We start from the raw sequence: 16,085 nt of genomic DNA, 5'->3' as shown, positions 1-16,085 counted from the left end.
CCTTGACGTGTTTGCTATGAGGTACCGCTGGGTTTATTGCCCGCAGCACTTTTTAAATTTTTTGCCCGAGCCACAAGGGCAGGGATCGTTACGGCCAAACTGGGGCCGCGTGCCATCAATATAATACCATTGGCCGTTTTCTTTTAAGAACCTGGAGCGCTCGATAATTGCGCCCGTTTTGCCGCTCTCACGAAAGCGAGCTACAAAACTGACGAACCCTTCACCACTATGGCTGCCTTCACTCTCTTCAAAGAGCGTCAGGCCCAACCACTCGGTTCCGGCAAAGCCGGCTTCGATCTCCTGGCGGAACGTCGCAGCCTCACAGGAGGGATGCCAGGTTTGGATCAGATAGTCAGCACACTTTTCCACAAACGCCGTATAACGCGAGCGCATCAGAAGGCCAGGATTGGACGCAATCACTTTTCCAGACAGATAAGGCTGGCAACATAGGCTATACTCCAGTGCGCTACCGCAGGGACAACGGTTTGACAAAATAGGTATCCTGAATAAATGAGAGCGCAGATGCGCCTTTACAGCACTATGTTAACTGAGCGATGACGATGACGCTATGCCAGCAGGGTTTAGGAGAGGATATATTCTCCAGTGCTGGTCATAAGGTCAAAAATTTAGTACGTTTCGGCATAGGCGAGTGGCGAGCAGCGCTAAGAGAGGCGTTTAGCCGCCGCAATATTTTGGCATCACGACGTTTCTGGTTCAGTCACTTACGCATGGTATATCACTGCCATAACGCGCCAGATGGGCCTTTGATCCTGATGAAACCTATTTGTCCTGTTTTTCTGCCGGCCTGGTGTGCGGCAGCGCGTACTGCTGTTTTTCAGCAGGACGAGAGAGGGTACTGGGCGAATTGTAACCACTTGGTGCACATAAAATGTTTGAGTACTTGGTTTTTCGCTTTTTGAAGCAAAATCTGACAGGCGGTAGTTGCAATAGCGTGCCACTATTGAACTATCGTAAGGCAGGGGAGAGAACATGACGCAGCCATTGGCCGGAAAACATATGTTAATCGTTGAAGACGAACCCGTTTTCCGCTCACTGCTGGACTCCTGGCTTTTGTCTCTTGGGGCATCCACCACCCTCGCGGGTGACGGAGTGGAAGCTCTGGAGATGTTTGCCAGGGTCAAACCAGATCTGATGATCTGTGATATCGCAATGCCGCGGATGAACGGCCTTAAGTTGGTGGAGCATCTGCGCAACGAAGGCGATCAAACGCCGATCCTCGTGATTTCGGCAACCGAGAATATGGCTGACATTGCCAAGGCGCTTCGTCTCGGCGTGCAGGATGTGTTGCTCAAGCCGGTAAAAGATTTTGCTCGCCTGCGGGAAACCGTATTGGCCTGCCTCTATCCCAACATGTTTAATTCCCGGGTAGAGGAAGAGGAGCGGCTCTTTCAGGATTGGGATGCGTTAGTAAGCGATCCGCGTGCAGCTGCAAAGCTGCTGCAGGAATTACAGCCTCCCGTTCAGCAGGTCATGTCCCAGTGCCGGGTTAATTATCGTCAGCTTGTTGCCGCCGATCAGCCCGGCCTGGTATTAGATATTGCGCCACTCTCCGATCACGACCTCGCCTTTTATTGTCTGGATGTGACACGCGCTGGCGATAACGGTGTCTTAGCCGCACTGTTATTACGTGCACTCTTCAATGGCTTGCTGCAAGAGCAGCTCTCTCAGCAACGTCAACGCCTACCTGAACTGGGTGCACTCTTAAAGCAGGTTAATCAATTACTGCGCCAGGCCAATTTACCCGGCCAGTTTCCTCTGCTGGTGGGTTATTACCACAGCGAACACAAAAATTTGATATTAGTCTCCGCCGGCCTTAACGCAACGCTGAATACCAGCGAGCAGCAGGTGCAGATAAACAGCGGGGTGCCGTTAGGCACGCTGGGGAATGCTTACTTAAATCAAATAAGCCAGCGCTGTGAAGACTGGCAGTGTCAGGTGTGGGGAATGGGCGGACGTTTGCGCTTAATGTTGTCTGCGGAATGAGCGATCGCACCGGGCTAACCATTTTGCTTTACCGCAAAAACGAGCCGGGTGCTACCATCAGGATAGTCTTATAGGTAATTGTCTTAATTACAGGTCAATGAGTTCAATTCAGACCAGGCTCACAGTTTGATACTGATATACTCAATGCACTATTCATTGACGAACGTGTTCTAGTTTGAACAGTCCAGGAGATTTTAAATGGCTGCCGTTAATTCAAAAGTAACAAAAGCAGTTATCCCGGTCGCAGGATTAGGTACCCGGATGCTGCCCGCCACGAAGGCTATCCCAAAAGAGATGCTGCCGCTGGTTGATAAACCCTTAATTCAATACGTCGTAAATGAATGTATTGCGGCGGGTATTACGGAAATCGTTTTAGTTACTCATTCATCTAAAAACTCCATCGAAAACCACTTCGACACCAGCTTTGAGCTGGAAGCCATGCTGGAAAAACGCGTTAAGCGCCAGCTGCTGGAAGAGGTACAGTCTATTTGCCCGCCGCACGTGACTATTATGCAGGTGCGTCAGGGTCTGGCTAAAGGTTTAGGCCACGCGGTACTGTGCGCGCATCCGGTTGTAGGTGATGAGCCCGTTGCCGTTATTCTGCCCGACGTTATTCTTGATGAATATGAATCCGATCTCTCCCAGGATAACCTGGCTGAAATGATCAAACGCTTCGATGAAACCGGCTGCAGCCAGATTATGGTTGAGCCTGTAGAAGACGTTACCGCTTACGGCGTTGTAGACTGTAAAGGCGCGGATTTGAAGCCGGGTGAAAGCGTGCCAATGGTTGGCGTGGTTGAGAAGCCTAAGGCTGACGTTGCACCTTCTAACCTCGCCGTCGTGGGCCGTTACGTCCTGAGCGCTGAAATCTGGCCTCTGCTGGCGAAAACACCTCCGGGAGCAGGGGATGAGATCCAGCTGACCGACGGTATCGATATGCTTATCGAGAAAGAGACCGTTGAGGCTTACCATATGAAAGGTAAAAGCCATGACTGCGGCAATAAGCTGGGCTATATGCAAGCGTTTGTCGAATACGGTATTCGTCATAACACGCTGGGTGAAGAATTTAAAAGCTGGCTGGAAAATGAGATGGGTCTTACGAAGTAAGGCCTTTCTGAACGCCGTCTGACACAGGCCGGAGATATCACCGTTACGTACGGACTATCTCCGGCTTTTTTATTGCTGGTTGTTTCTAAGTGGCAACAAGCGTCAACGCAGACGTTGCGTTAGCAGCAATAAAAAATCCCGCCGTGGCGGGATTTTTTGCATCAGACGAGGGATTATTCCTTGATCAGGAAGTCTTCCAGCTGTTTGCCTTGCTCGTCCATGGCTTTCTTAATAACTGCTGGTGTACGGCCCTGGCCGGTCCAGGTTTTAGTTTCGCCATTTTCGTCAACGTAGCTATATTTAGCCGGGCGTGCTGCACGCTTAGCTTTAGTACCGACTTTCGCGGCCGCCATGCTGTTCAGCAGTTCGTTCGGGTCAATACCGTCAGCAATCAGCATTTCACGATACTGCTGCAGTTTACGCGTACGTTCTTCAATTTCAGCTGCGGCAGCGTTATCTTCTTCACGACGCTCGTTAACAACAACTTCTAATTTTTCCAGCATTTCTTCGAGCGTTTCGAGAGTGCATTCTCTTGCCTGTGCACGAAGAGTACGGATGTTGTTCAGAATTTTAAGTGCTTCGCTCATTGTAGTAATCTCAAACTTATAATGGGTGGTTTGTTGAGCTAATAATAGAGCGATAATTTGAGTTGTGCAATACCCGCCAATGTAAGGAATTCAAAATTACCCATTATTTTTTGGTTTTATTAATTCCGCTATCTTAAATTTTTCTGCCGTGGACCGGCCCTGCAATGGTTATCCAATGCATTACCCCTGATCTGTTCGGGGTTAGATTAACGAAGAATTGTAATCGCGCATTTTCGATTAATCCTCGCGGTACTATAGCTGAGATGGATAAATATCAACCTTTCTTATTAGTCTGACATAAGCCTGCTGAGCTTAAATTACTAATACTTTCTGTAACCTAAGTTAGAAATCCACAAAGCCAAAAGCCTACGCACCATGCGGCATAGAGATAAAGCGCCAATCTTTCAGTCAGGCATCCAGAGTTATGGCGTTCATAAATGTTATAAAATGTGTATATCACGGCAAGATGTAAGGATTACCATTAACAGAGTCACTGCCGTCCTGACGCATGTTAACTGCGCAAATTATGTTACAATCCGCGCCGTTAAAATTACATCTTGATTGGGGTCTCCAGACCAATGGCACAGCTATATTTCTACTATTCGGCAATGAACGCCGGCAAATCAACGGCGCTTTTGCAGTCTTCCTACAATTACCAGGAAAGGGGGATGCGCTCGCTGGTCTACACAGCTGAAATTGATAACCGTTTCGGTAGTGGAAAAGTCAGCTCACGTATCGGCCTCTCTTCACCGGCAAAATTATTCAACCAAAACACTTCGCTGTTTGATGAGATCCGCGATGAGCATGCGCAGGAGCCAGTCCACTGCGTGCTGGTGGATGAGAGCCAGTTTTTAACGCGTGAGCAGGTGTATGCGCTCTCTGAAATTGTCGATAAGCTTGATATTCCTGTGCTGTGCTATGGGCTACGAACCGATTTCCGCGGCGAGCTATTTACCGGCAGCCTCTATTTGCTGGCGTGGTCAGATAAGCTGGTCGAGTTAAAAACCATCTGTTTCTGTGGCCGTAAGGCCAGTATGGTGTTACGTCTCGATCAGGATGGGCGTCCCTATAATGAGGGAGAGCAGGTGGTTATTGGCGGCAACGAGCGCTATGTCTCAGTGTGTCGCAAACATTATAAAGAGGCGCTTGTAGAAGGCTCTCTGACAGCGATTCAGCGCCGTGTGCGTGGGTAGGTACCGATAAGCCGCAAAAAGGCCCAGCGCGCCGCTGAGGCCATAAAAAAACCCGCCGAGAGGCGGGTTTTTGTTAGCACGAAAAATTAAGCGGGTTTTTTCACTTTTTTATCGGCTTTTACCGGTACAGCAACCTCAACCTGTGCAGGTGCAGCGTCGCCTTCTTTGTATTCACGACCGTAGTAGGTATCCAGCAGGATCTGTTTCAGCTCGGCGATCAGCGGGTAGCGCGGGTTAGCGCCGGTGCACTGGTCATCGAAAGCGTCTTCAGACAGCTTATCAACGTGTGCAAGGAAGTCAGCTTCCTGCACGCCTGCTTCGCGGATAGATTTCGGAATACCCAGTTCGGCTTTCAGGCTGTCCAGCCATCCCAGCAGTTTCTCAATCTTCGCTGCGGTGCGATCGCCCGGTGCGCTCAGGCCCAGGTGGTCGGCAATCTCTGCGTAGCGACGGCGAGCCTGCGGACGGTCGTACTGGCTGAAGGCGGTCTGTTTGGTTGGGTTATCGTTGGCGTTATAGCGGATAACGTTACCAATCAGCAGGGCGTTGGCCAGGCCGTGTGGAATATGGAACTGTGAGCCAAGCTTGTGCGCCATGGAGTGACAGACCCCGAGGAAGGCGTTAGCAAACGCAATCCCGGCGATGGTTGCCGCACCGTGCACGCGTTCGCGGGCAACCGGGTTTTTCGACCCTTCGTGGTAAGAGGCAGGCAGGTACTCTTTCAGCAGCTTAAGCGCCTGCAGAGCCTGACCATCAGAGAATTCAGAGGCCAGTACCGATACATAGGCTTCCAGCGCGTGGGTCACCGCATCCAGGCCGCCAAAGGCGCACAGGGATTTCGGCATATCCATTACCAGGTTGGCATCGACAATCGCCATATCCGGGGTCAGGGCGTAGTCAGCCAGCGGGTATTTCTGGCCGGTGGCATCGTCGGTTACGACCGCAAACGGCGTCACTTCAGAGCCAGTACCGGAGGTGGTGGTGATAGCAATCATTTTTGCTTTCACGCCCATTTTCGGGAACTTGTAGATACGTTTACGGATATCCATAAAGCGCAGCGCCAGCTCTTCGAAGTGGGTTTCCGGGTGTTCGTACATAACCCACATGATTTTTGCTGCGTCCATCGGGGAACCGCCGCCCAGGGCGATGATCACGTCAGGCTTGAAGGAGTTGGCCAGCTCAGCGCCCTTACGGACGATGGTCAGGGTCGGATCCGCTTCAACTTCAAAGAACACTTCTGTTTCAACGCCAGATGCTTTCAGCACGGAGGTGATCTGGTCCGCATAGCCGTTGTTAAACAGGAAACGGTCGGTGACGATCAGCGCGCGTTTGTGACCATCGGTAATCACTTCATCCAGCGCGATGGGCAGGGAGCCACGGCGGAAGTAGATTGATTTCGGAAGTTTATGCCACAGCATGTTTTCAGCTCGCTTAGCAACGGTTTTCTTGTTGATCAGGTGCTTCGGACCGACGTTTTCAGAGATGGAGTTACCACCCCATGAGCCGCAGCCCAGGGTCAGGGACGGGGCAAGTTTGAAGTTGTACAGGTCGCCGATACCACCCTGAGAGGCCGGGGTGTTGATCAGAATACGGGCGGTTTTCATCTTCTCGCCGAAGAAAGCCACGCGCTCCGGCTGGTTGTCCTGGTCAGTATAGAGACAGGAGGTGTGGCCGATCCCGCCCATGGCAACCAGTTTTTCCGCCTTAACAACGGCGTCTTCGAAATCTTTCGCGCGGTACATTGCCAGCGTCGGAGAGAGTTTTTCGTGCGCAAACGGCTCGCTCTCATCAACGTTGGTGACTTCGCCAATCAGGATTTTGGTGCTGGACGGAACGGTGAAGCCCGCCAGTTCAGCAATTTTAACCGCTGGCTGACCGACAATGGCCGCGTTCAGCGCGCCGTTTTTCAGGATGATATCCTGAACGGCTTTCAGCTCCTGGCCCTGCAGCATGTAGCCGCCATGGCTGGCGAAACGTTCACGCACGCTGTCATAGACGGAATCAACGACTACGACAGACTGCTCGGAAGCACAGATAACGCCGTTATCAAAGGTTTTTGACATCAGTACAGAGGCGACTGCACGTTTGATATCGGCGGTTTCGTCGATCACCACCGGGGTGTTACCTGCACCTACGCCGATAGCCGGTTTACCGGAGCTGTACGCCGCTTTTACCATGCCTGGACCACCGGTCGCGAGGATCAGGTTGATATCCGGGTGGTGCATCAGGGCATTAGACAGCTCTACGGAAGGTTGGTCGATCCAGCCAATCAGATCTTTCGGTGCGCCCGCTGCGATAGCGGCCTGCAGAACGATATCGGCGGCTTTGTTGGTTGCATCTTTAGCACGCGGATGTGGAGAGAAGATAATCGCGTTGCGGGTCTTGAGGCTAATCAGCGACTTAAAGATAGCTGTAGAGGTTGGGTTAGTGGTCGGAACAATACCGCAGATAATACCGATAGGTTCAGCGATAGTGATGGTACCAAAGGTGTCGTCAGTAGAAAGCACACCGCAGGTCTTCTCATCTTTGTATGCGTTATAGATATATTCAGAAGCGAAGTGGTTTTTAATCACTTTATCTTCCACAATACCCATACCGGATTCTGCAACGGCCAGCTTAGCGAGAGGGATTCGCGCATCGGCGGCAGCCAGAGCGGCGGCACGGAAGATTTTATCAACTTGTTCTTGAGAAAAGTTGGCATATTCACGCTGGGCTTTTTTCACGCGTTCAACGAGTGCGTTAAGTTCAGCGACGTTAGTAACGGCCATAATGATCTCCTGATAATGTTAAACTCTTTTAGTAAATCAGTTGCTCAACGGATCAACACAACAGTATAGTAAGAGCCGTAGCAGCCTGCATTACCCTATCAAAAACAAGAAGTTATCAATGATACCTGCACCCATGATTTACTAAAAGAGCCTCGCCTCAGCATCATACCGTTTGATACTTTTTTTCTCCCTGGCGGCGTAAACAAGGTTACTCACTTCTGAGTAGTGATTACGTGATCCAGATCAAAAATAGTCCAAGCTGACACCTTTCAGCAGGCTCTTTTTATTCATTTGTATCAAATGTTAATAATTTCAGGGATGGAGTAGAAATAAGCTATCATACTTTCTACAATTAAATAACATACGTTATCTCACCCGTTTTTGAGAATATTTCTGGTGAAGTATGCTGATACCAGGCGTATCTTTAGCACTGTTTTTTTATGGCTAAAATTTTGCCTTCGGCGTTGATTCTCTGCGGAGTTTACCGTGATCCAGTCGTTGTTTGATTTTCCGACCTACCTGAAGTTTTTCATTGGTCTCTTTGCGTTGGTTAACCCGGTCGGGATTATCCCTGTCTTCATCAGTATGACCAGTTACCAGACAGCGGCGGCAAGAAACAAAACCAACCTGACGGCCAGCGTCTCGGTGGCCATTATTCTGCTCACCTCGCTCTTTCTGGGCAGCACCATCCTGCAATTGTTTGGCATCTCTATTGACTCCTTCCGTATTGCCGGGGGCATCCTGGTGGTGACAATTGCGATGTCGATGATTAGCGGCAAGCTGGGGGAAGATAAGCAGAACAAACAGGAGAAGTCAGAGACGGCGATTCGTGAAAGCATTGGGGTAGTACCACTCGCGCTGCCGCTCATGGCGGGGCCGGGGGCCATCAGCTCCACCATTGTCTGGGGAACACGTTTTCACAGTTGGCCCCATCTGCTCTGTTTTTCCATCGCCATTGCCCTGTTTGCGCTCTGCTGCTGGGGGCTGTTTCGTATTGCGCCGTGGCTGGTTCGTTTATTGGGCCAGACCGGCATTAACGTCATTACCCGTATCATGGGCCTGTTGCTGATGGCGCTGGGTATTGAATTTATTGTTACCGGAATCAAAGCCATTTTCCCCGGCTTAATGCACTGATTGCTTTCACTCGAAAAATGCCATCCTGAACGGAGCATCCTGCTCCGTTTCTTTTCATCATTATTAGTAAAACATATAACTAATGTTGAAAAGCAGCGCAATCATAATAAATCACGCTGGCAGAATTAAATCGTTAGCGATCAGCAGGTTAAATTCCTTTCCTTGTCACGTTTGCTTACATTTACCGCTTTCCACCTGTTATTTTACTCACATGATACGCTGGGGCTTGCTGTGGGATTATCGAAATGATATTAGTAAATTAATCATCCACGCAGATGAATGTGCTAGAAAATGCTCGCTTGTTACGTTTTTGTGTAAAAAACAATCAGACTGAGATTCAACCAGACTCTGCCGAATCGTGTAAAAGAGAATTGCTTAACAAATTTGCAAATTGTATTGGCGGACGATAAATGCATTTGATACTTTCCGGGCCACTATTTGCAGCAGAATAGATGCAGATGAGAATCATTTTCAAATATGATCCTCGTCGGATATAAGAGACGCCTCTAACAGGGGAGGCGGTAAAAAATCGACGCCAGGCTGCCGCCATGAGCAGCCAGTAATAATAAAAGTCGGTGATAGCAAGCAGTAAAACCTTGCGGATGCAAAAGCTCCTGCGCCGTAAAGGAACCCCTACGGGGGGGGTATAAAACAGGCTGGCACAAAAGCCAGTAATTATAATGAGTGGAGTACCAACACAATGTCCATCATCACAAAAAAAAGCTTGGTAGCGGCAGGGATTTTGACTGCGCTAATCGCGGGTAACGTTGCCATGGCGGCAGATGTACCTGCAGGTGTTCAACTGGCAGAGAAGCAAACCCTGATCCGAAATAACGGTGCCGAGCCGCAGTCGCTCGATCCAAATAAGATCGAAGGGGTACCAGAATCCAACGTCAGCCGCGATCTCTTTGAAGGCCTGCTGATTACCTCTCCGGTTGACGGCCACCCTGTTCCGGGCGTTGCTGAATCCTGGGACAATAAAGATTTCAAAGTCTGGACCTTCCATCTGCGTAAAGATGCTAAGTGGTCCAACGGCGAACCTGTGACCGCCCAGGATTTCGTCTATAGCTGGCAGCGCCTGGTGGATCCAAATACCGCCTCGCCTTATGCAAGCTATCCGCAATATGGCCATATCGTAAACGTTGATGCGATCATCGACGGTAAAATGAAGCCGAGCGAGCTGGGCGTTAAGGCAATTGATGACCATACGTTGGAAGTGACCCTGAGCGAACCGGTACCTTACTTCTATAAGCTGCTGGTTAACCCGGCAATGTCCCCGGTAAATAAAACCGCCATCGAAAAATTTGGCGAAAAGTGGACTCAGCCAGCAAATATCGTCTCCAACGGTGCGTTTAAACTGCAGGACTGGGTGGTGAACGAACGTATTGTGATGGTGCGTAACACCAACTACTGGAATAACGGCAAAACCGTTCTCGATCAAATTACCTATCTGCCAATCTCCTCCGAAGTGACGGATGTGAACCGCTACCGCAGCGGCGAGATTGACATGACCTATAACAACCTGCCGATCGAGCTGTTCCAGAAGCTGAAAAAAGAGATCCCGCAGGAAGTTCACGTTGACCCGTATCTGTGTACTTACTACTACGAAATCAACAACCAGAAAGCACCGTTTACCGACGCTCGCATCCGTACCGCGCTGAAGCTGGGTCTGGATCGCGACATCATTGCTAACAAAGTGAAAGCGCAGGGCGATCTGCCTGCCTATGGCTACACCCCGCCGTACGCCGACGGTGCGAAGCTGACCAAGCCAGAGTGGTTTGGCTGGACGCAGGAAAAACGCAACGAAGAGGCGAAAAAACTGCTGGCAGAAGCGGGCTATACTAAAGACAAGCCGCTGACCTTTAACCTGCTGTACAACACCTCCGATCTGCACAAGAAGCTGGCTATCGCTGCCGCTTCAATCTGGCAGAAAAACCTCGGCGTGAACGTCAAGCTGGTGAACCAGGAGTGGAAAACCTTCCTTGATACCCGTCATCAGGGTAACTTCGACGTGGCCCGTGCCGGCTGGTGTGCAGACTATAACGAGCCGACCTCGTTCCTGAACACCATGCTCTCCGGCAGCTCAATGAACACCGCGCACTATAAGAGCGAGGCGTTTGACCGCATCATGGCCGATGCCGTGAAAGCCAGCGACGAAGCGAAACGCAGCGAGCTGTACGATCAGGCTGAGCAGCAGTTGGGCAAAGACTCGGCGATCGTTCCAGTTTACTACTACGTGAACGCGCGTCTGGTGAAGCCGTGGGTTGGCGGTTATACCGGTAAAGACCCAATGGATAACGTCTACGGTAAAGATCTCTACGTTATCAAACATTAATGGCAATATGTGGGGCAGGGCGTAACCGTGCTAAGACGCGGCGTCGCACTGCCCCATCGTGTCTTATTTTATCGCACTGCATACACAGGCGTGCTTACGTCACGTGTATAAGGCACAGGCCAGAAGGTACGGGCAATGTTGAAATTTATTTTACGTCGCTGTCTGGAAGCAATTCCGACGCTCCTGATTCTTATTACGATCTCCTTCTTTATGATGCGTCTTGCGCCGGGTAGTCCTTTTACCAGCGAGCGCGCGCTGCCGCCGGAAGTGATGGCGAACATTGAAGCGAAATATCACTTAAACGATCCGATCATGACCCAGTATTTCAGCTATCTGAAACAGCTGGCGCACGGTGATTTCGGGCCGTCATTTAAATATAAAGACTATTCGGTCAACGATCTGGTGGCGTCCAGCTTCCCGGTGTCGGCGAAATTAGGCGCAGCTGCCTTTTTCCTCGCCGTGGTGCTTGGCGTTGCGGCAGGCGTTATTGCGGCGCTTAACCAGAATACAAAGTGGGACTATACGGTCATGGGGTTTGCGATGACCGGGGTAGTGATCCCAAGCTTCGTGGTTGCGCCGCTATTGGTGCTTATTTTCGCTATCACCCTGAAGTGGCTGCCAGGCGGCGGCTGGAACGGTGGGGCACCGAAATTTATGATCCTGCCGATGGTGGCGCTCTCTCTGGCCTATATCGCCAGCATTGCGCGTATTACCCGTGGGTCAATGATTGAAGTGCTGCACTCTAACTTCATCCGTACCGCCCGCGCCAAAGGCCTGCCCCTGCGCCGGATCATCATGCGCCACGCCCTGAAGCCCGCGCTGCTGCCGGTTCTCTCCTATATGGGCCCTGCGTTTGTCGGCATCATCACTGGCTCGATGGTTATCGAAACCATCTACGGTCTGCCGGGTATCGGCCAGCTGTTTGTTAACGGCGCGCTGAACCGCGACTACTCCCTGGTGCTGAGCCTGACCATTCTGGTCGGCACGCTGACTATTTTGTTTAACGCGATCGTGGACGTGCTCTATGCCGTTATCGATCCGAAAATCCGTTACTAACGCTGGGGTACGCCATGATGTTAAGTAAGAAAAACAGCGAGGCGCTGGAAAACTTCAGTGAGAAACTGGAGGTCGAAGGGCGTAGCCTGTGGCAGGACGCGCGTCGCCGCTTTATGCACAACCGCGCTGCGGTAACCAGCCTTGCCGTACTGGTGCTCATCGCCCTGTTCGTCGCCTTTGCCCCACTGCTGTCGCAGTTTACCTATTTCGATACCGACTGGGGCATGATGTCCAACGCGCCAGATATGGCGTCTGGCCACTACTTCGGCACCGACTCCTCAGGGCGTGACCTGCTGGTGCGCGTGGCTATCGGCGGCCGTATCTCTCTGATGGTCGGCATCGCCGCGGCGCTGGTGGCGGTCATCGTGGGCACGCTCTACGGATCGCTCTCCGGTTACCTTGGCGGCAAAGTCGACTCGGTCATGATGCGCCTGCTGGAGATCCTCAACTCCTTCCCGTTCATGTTCTTTGTGATCCTGCTGGTGACCTTCTTTGGTCAAAACATCCTGCTGATCTTTGTGGCGATCGGGATGGTCTCCTGGCTCGACATGGCGCGTATCGTGCGCGGCCAGACGCTGAGCCTGAAGCGCAAAGAGTTTATCGAAGCGGCGCAGGTCGGCGGCGTATCGACGGCCAGCATTGTAGTGCGCCATATCGTACCGAACGTGCTGGGCGTGGTGGTGGTGTATGCCTCGCTGCTGGTGCCGAGCATGATCCTGTTTGAGTCCTTCCTGAGCTTCCTTGGCCTTGGTACCCAGGAGCCGCTCAGCAGCTGGGGCGCGCTGCTCAGCGATGGCGCAAACTCGATGGAAGTATCCCCGTGGCTGCTGCTCTTCCCGGCGGTGTTCCTGGTCGTGACCCTGTTTTGTTTTAACTTTATCGGCGATGGCCTGCGTGATGCCCTCGACCCGAAAGATCGTTAAGGAGTGCTGTTAATGAGCATTATTGAAACCTCATCGCCGTCGGTGGCACAGCAGCAATCTAACGTTCTGCTGGATGTCAAAGACCTGCGGGTGACCTTTAAAACGCCGGATGGGGACGTGACGGCGGTCAACGACCTCAACTTTAGCCTAAGCGCCGGGGAGACCCTCGGGATCGTGGGTGAATCCGGCTCGGGTAAATCGCAGACGGCGTTTGCGCTGATGGGCCTGCTGGCTACTAACGGCGTGATCGGCGGGTCGGCAAAATTCAACGGCAGAGAGATCCTCAACCTGCCGGAGCGCGAGCTGAACCGGCTGCGTGCCGAGCAGATCTCAATGATATTCCAGGATCCGATGACCTCGCTGAACCCGTACATGCGCGTCGGCGAGCAGCTGATGGAAGTGCTGATGCTGCACAAAGGCATGGGCAAAGCCGAAGCGTTTGAAGAGTCGGTGAAGATGCTTGATGCGGTGAAAATGCCGGAAGCGCGTAAGCGCATGCGCATGTATCCCCACGAGTTCTCCGGCGGGATGCGCCAGCGCGTGATGATCGCCATGGCGCTGATGTGCCGTCCGAAGCTGCTGATCGCCGATGAGCCGACCACCGCGCTGGACGTGACCGTGCAGGCACAGATCATGACCCTGCTCAACGAGCTGAAGCGTGAGTTTAATACCGCCATCATTATGATCACCCATGACCTCGGCGTCGTGGCGGGCATCTGCGATAAGGTGCTGGTGATGTATGCAGGCCGTACCATGGAGTACGGTGCCGCGCGCAACGTCTTCTATCAGCCTGCGCACCCGTACTCGATTGGCCTGCTGAACGCCGTACCGCGTCTGGATGCGGAAGGGGAGTCTCTGCTGACGATCCCGGGGAACCCACCGAACCTGCTGCGGCTGCCGAAAGGTTGCCCGTTCCAGCCGCGCTGCCCGTACGCGATGGAAATTTGTAACACTGCGCCGCCGCTGGAGGAGTTTGCCCCAGGCCGCCTGCGCGCCTGCTTTAAGCCGGTGGAGGAGCTGGTATGACTACCCAGACCGAAGAGAGAAAAGTTCTGCTCGAAATTGCCGACCTGAAAGTGCATTTCGATATCAAAGATGGCAAGCAGTGGTTCTGGCAGCCAGCCAAGACTCTGAAGGCGGTTGACGGCGTCACCCTGCGCCTCTATGAAGGGGAGACCCTGGGCGTGGTAGGCGAGTCCGGCTGCGGCAAATCAACCTTTGCCCGCGCCATTATCGGTCTCGTGAAAGCCACCGACGGTAAGGTCGCCTGGCTGGGCAGAGATCTGCTGGGGATGAAGCCGGACGAATGGCGCGACGTGCGCAGCGATATCCAGATGATTTTTCAGGATCCGCTGGCTTCGCTGAACCCGCGAATGAATATCGGCGATATCATTGCCGAGCCGCTGCGCACCTACCATCCGAACATGCCGCGCCAGGAAGTACGTGACCGGGTAAAAGCGATGATGATGAAAGTTGGCCTGCTGCCTAACCTGATCAACCGCTACCCGCACGAGTTCTCTGGCGGCCAGTGCCAGCGTATCGGCATCGCCCGGGCGCTGATCCTTGAGCCGAAGCTGATCATCTGTGACGAGCCGGTCTCCGCGCTGGACGTGTCGATTCAGGCGCAGGTGGTGAACCTGCTGCAGAAGCTGCAGCGCGAGATGGGCCTGTCGCTGATCTTTATCGCCCATGACCTGGCGGTGGTGAAGCACATCTCCGATCGCGTGCTGGTGATGTATCTGGGCCATGCGGTAGAGCTGGGAACCTATGACGAGGTTTACAACAATCCGCTGCACCCCTATACCAAAGCGCTGATGTCGGCCGTGCCGGTTCCCGATCCGGATCTGGAGAAGAACAAACAGATCCAGCTGCTGGAAGGGGAGCTGCCATCGCCTATCAACCCGCCGTCAGGCTGCGTGTTCCGCACCCGCTGCCCGATTGCCGGGCCGGAGTGCGCCCAGACGCGTCCGGTACTGGAGGGCAGCTTCCGCCACGCCGTTTCCTGTCTTAAGGTTGACCCGCTATAATCCCGCAGGGCTGGCATGACGCCAGCCCTTTTTCGTTGCGAGGATAACCCGTGTCCAACCGATCTTTTTCGCTACGCCAGACGCTCTTCCACCGCCTGTTCGATCAGCAAACCCGCTCCGGTCGCCGCTTTGAGGCTCTGTGCGGCCTGCTGGCGCTACTAAGCGTTATCACGATCTTTATTGAATCCAGCATGGGCAGCCAGCTGACCTTTACGCCGCAGGAGTGGCATCTCTTTATCTGGATAGAGATCGGCTTTACCCTCATCTTTACTCTTGAGTACATTTTACGGGTTATCGCCTGGCCCAGGCCCGTACGCTACGTCTTTAGCTTCTGGGGCGTTATCGATCTGGCCACCATGCTGCCGCTTTACGTCCTGTGGCTCTGGCCCGAGCTGGCTATTCACTACTTCTTCGCCTGGCGGGCGATGCGGGCGATACGCGTTTTGCGCATCCTTAAGCTGCTGCGCTACATGCCTGCGCTGCACAGCCTGTGGCGAGCGGTCATTAATGCCCGTCATCAGCTCATTCTGTTCTATGCGTTTGTAGGTATTGTGATGGTGTCGGCCGGGGCGCTGATGTACGCCATTGAAGGGGAGGCGAGCGGCTTTACCAGTTTGGGCGTGGCGGTTTACTGGGCGGTGGTGACGGTCACCACGGTAGGCTACGGCGATATTACGCCTCACTCGGTTTCCGGACGGTTTGTGGCCTCGGTGTTGATTTTAATTGGCTACTCGGTGATTGCGATTCCGACGGGGATCCTGACGGCGCAAATGAGCAACGAGCTCCAGCAGAGCAAGCGTGCCCGCAGCTGTCCGCGCTGTCATCTGGAGGATCATAACCCGGAGGCGCACTACTGCATGCGCTGCGGGGAACAGCTGCCGCAACTAAAAGAAACTTACCCAGAAGAGAAACAGTAAAAGAGACATAGCGCGGCATTCACCGCGCTAAAAG

General features: G+C 52.7%; 13 protein-coding genes. 10 read left to right on the top strand and 3 right to left on the bottom strand.

The window, feature by feature from the left end; all coding sequences use genetic code 11:
• Positions 1 to 33 precede the first annotated feature (33 nt).
• Complete coding sequence (locus NR795_RS07995) at positions 34 to 492, bottom strand: YchJ family protein (RefSeq protein WP_144814781.1); 459 nt, start codon at positions 490 to 492, stop codon at positions 34 to 36.
• Between the two features lie 498 nt (positions 493 to 990).
• On the opposite strand from NR795_RS07995, the gene rssB reads away from it, so the two are divergent.
• Positions 991 to 2,004, top strand: a complete 1,014-nt coding sequence (gene rssB, locus NR795_RS07990; protein ID WP_144814783.1) for a two-component system response regulator RssB — start codon at positions 991 to 993, stop codon at positions 2,002 to 2,004.
• Between the two features lie 198 nt (positions 2,005 to 2,202).
• Entirely contained in the window at positions 2,203 to 3,111 is a 909-nt protein-coding gene (galU, locus tag NR795_RS07985; protein ID WP_144814786.1) for a UTP--glucose-1-phosphate uridylyltransferase GalU, read from the top strand.
• 173 nt (positions 3,112 to 3,284) lie between these two features.
• Here galU and hns read toward each other — a convergent pair whose 3' ends face one another.
• Positions 3,285 to 3,698: a histone-like nucleoid-structuring protein H-NS gene (gene hns / locus NR795_RS07980; protein ID WP_103820001.1), complete on the bottom strand. Its 414-nt coding sequence runs from the start codon at positions 3,696 to 3,698 to the stop codon at positions 3,285 to 3,287.
• A gap of 578 nt (positions 3,699 to 4,276) precedes the next feature.
• On the opposite strand from hns, the gene tdk reads away from it, so the two are divergent.
• Positions 4,277 to 4,891, top strand: a complete 615-nt coding sequence (gene tdk, locus NR795_RS07975; RefSeq protein ID WP_144814789.1) for a thymidine kinase — start codon at positions 4,277 to 4,279, stop codon at positions 4,889 to 4,891.
• Positions 4,892 to 4,977: 86 nt separating this feature from the next.
• Here tdk and adhE read toward each other — a convergent pair whose 3' ends face one another.
• Positions 4,978 to 7,659, bottom strand: a complete 2,682-nt coding sequence (gene adhE, locus NR795_RS07970) for a bifunctional acetaldehyde-CoA/alcohol dehydrogenase (protein WP_257757833.1) — start codon at positions 7,657 to 7,659, stop codon at positions 4,978 to 4,980.
• A 486-nt stretch (positions 7,660 to 8,145) separates the two neighbouring features.
• Here adhE and NR795_RS07965 point away from each other — a divergent pair, with 486 nt between their 5' ends.
• The 7 genes from NR795_RS07965 (at position 8,146) to NR795_RS07935 (ending at position 16,051) form a co-directional block, all read left to right on the top strand.
• A complete protein-coding gene (locus NR795_RS07965) occupies positions 8,146 to 8,793 on the top strand; it encodes a YchE family NAAT transporter (protein ID WP_144814795.1) in 648 nt (215 codons plus the stop codon).
• 700 nt (positions 8,794 to 9,493) lie between these two features.
• Entirely contained in the window at positions 9,494 to 11,128 is a 1,635-nt protein-coding gene (gene oppA / locus NR795_RS07960; RefSeq protein ID WP_144814798.1) for an oligopeptide ABC transporter substrate-binding protein OppA, read from the top strand.
• A gap of 135 nt (positions 11,129 to 11,263) precedes the next feature.
• Entirely contained in the window at positions 11,264 to 12,184 is a 921-nt protein-coding gene (oppB, locus tag NR795_RS07955; RefSeq protein WP_144814801.1) for an oligopeptide ABC transporter permease OppB, read from the top strand.
• A gap of 14 nt (positions 12,185 to 12,198) precedes the next feature.
• Positions 12,199 to 13,107, top strand: a complete 909-nt coding sequence (gene oppC / locus NR795_RS07950; RefSeq protein WP_042394398.1) for an oligopeptide ABC transporter permease OppC — start codon at positions 12,199 to 12,201, stop codon at positions 13,105 to 13,107.
• A 12-nt stretch (positions 13,108 to 13,119) separates the two neighbouring features.
• Entirely contained in the window at positions 13,120 to 14,133 is a 1,014-nt protein-coding gene (locus tag NR795_RS07945; protein WP_144814804.1) for an ABC transporter ATP-binding protein, read from the top strand.
• A complete protein-coding gene (gene oppF, locus NR795_RS07940; protein ID WP_257757830.1) occupies positions 14,130 to 15,134 on the top strand; it encodes a murein tripeptide/oligopeptide ABC transporter ATP binding protein OppF in 1,005 nt (334 codons plus the stop codon). Before NR795_RS07945 ends, oppF begins: the two co-directional genes overlap by 4 nt.
• Before the next feature lie 50 nt (positions 15,135 to 15,184).
• The gene (locus NR795_RS07935; RefSeq protein WP_257757828.1) at positions 15,185 to 16,051 is read left to right on the top strand and encodes an ion transporter; all 867 of its coding nucleotides are present in this window, start codon (positions 15,185 to 15,187) and stop codon (positions 16,049 to 16,051) included.
• Positions 16,052 to 16,085: the final 34 nt, after the last annotated feature.

The organism is Pseudescherichia sp. L3, assembly GCF_024656065.1.
In the GTDB taxonomy this organism is placed as follows: domain Bacteria; phylum Pseudomonadota; class Gammaproteobacteria; order Enterobacterales; family Enterobacteriaceae; genus Pseudescherichia.
Note: the sequence above shows the minus strand (reverse complement) of the source record. Positions and strands in the feature narration are given on the sequence as shown.

What these genes read in the sequence shown, in the direction of transcription:
- rssB (WP_144814783.1), top strand. Translation starts at nt 991, where the DNA reads ATGACGCAGCCATTGGCCGGAAAACATATGTTAATCGTTGAAGACGAA.
- galU (WP_144814786.1), top strand. Translation starts at nt 2,203, where the DNA reads ATGGCTGCCGTTAATTCAAAAGTAACAAAAGCAGTTATCCCGGTCGCA.
- hns (WP_103820001.1), bottom strand. Translation starts at nt 3,698, where the DNA reads ATGAGCGAAGCACTTAAAATTCTGAACAACATCCGTACTCTTCGTGCA.
- tdk (WP_144814789.1), top strand. Translation starts at nt 4,277, where the DNA reads ATGGCACAGCTATATTTCTACTATTCGGCAATGAACGCCGGCAAATCA.
- adhE (WP_257757833.1), bottom strand. Translation starts at nt 7,659, where the DNA reads ATGGCCGTTACTAACGTCGCTGAACTTAACGCACTCGTTGAACGCGTG.
- oppA (WP_144814798.1), top strand. Translation starts at nt 9,494, where the DNA reads ATGTCCATCATCACAAAAAAAAGCTTGGTAGCGGCAGGGATTTTGACT.
- oppB (WP_144814801.1), top strand. Translation starts at nt 11,264, where the DNA reads ATGTTGAAATTTATTTTACGTCGCTGTCTGGAAGCAATTCCGACGCTC.
- oppC (WP_042394398.1), top strand. Translation starts at nt 12,199, where the DNA reads ATGATGTTAAGTAAGAAAAACAGCGAGGCGCTGGAAAACTTCAGTGAG.
- NR795_RS07945 (WP_144814804.1), top strand. Translation starts at nt 13,120, where the DNA reads ATGAGCATTATTGAAACCTCATCGCCGTCGGTGGCACAGCAGCAATCT.
- oppF (WP_257757830.1), top strand. Translation starts at nt 14,130, where the DNA reads ATGACTACCCAGACCGAAGAGAGAAAAGTTCTGCTCGAAATTGCCGAC.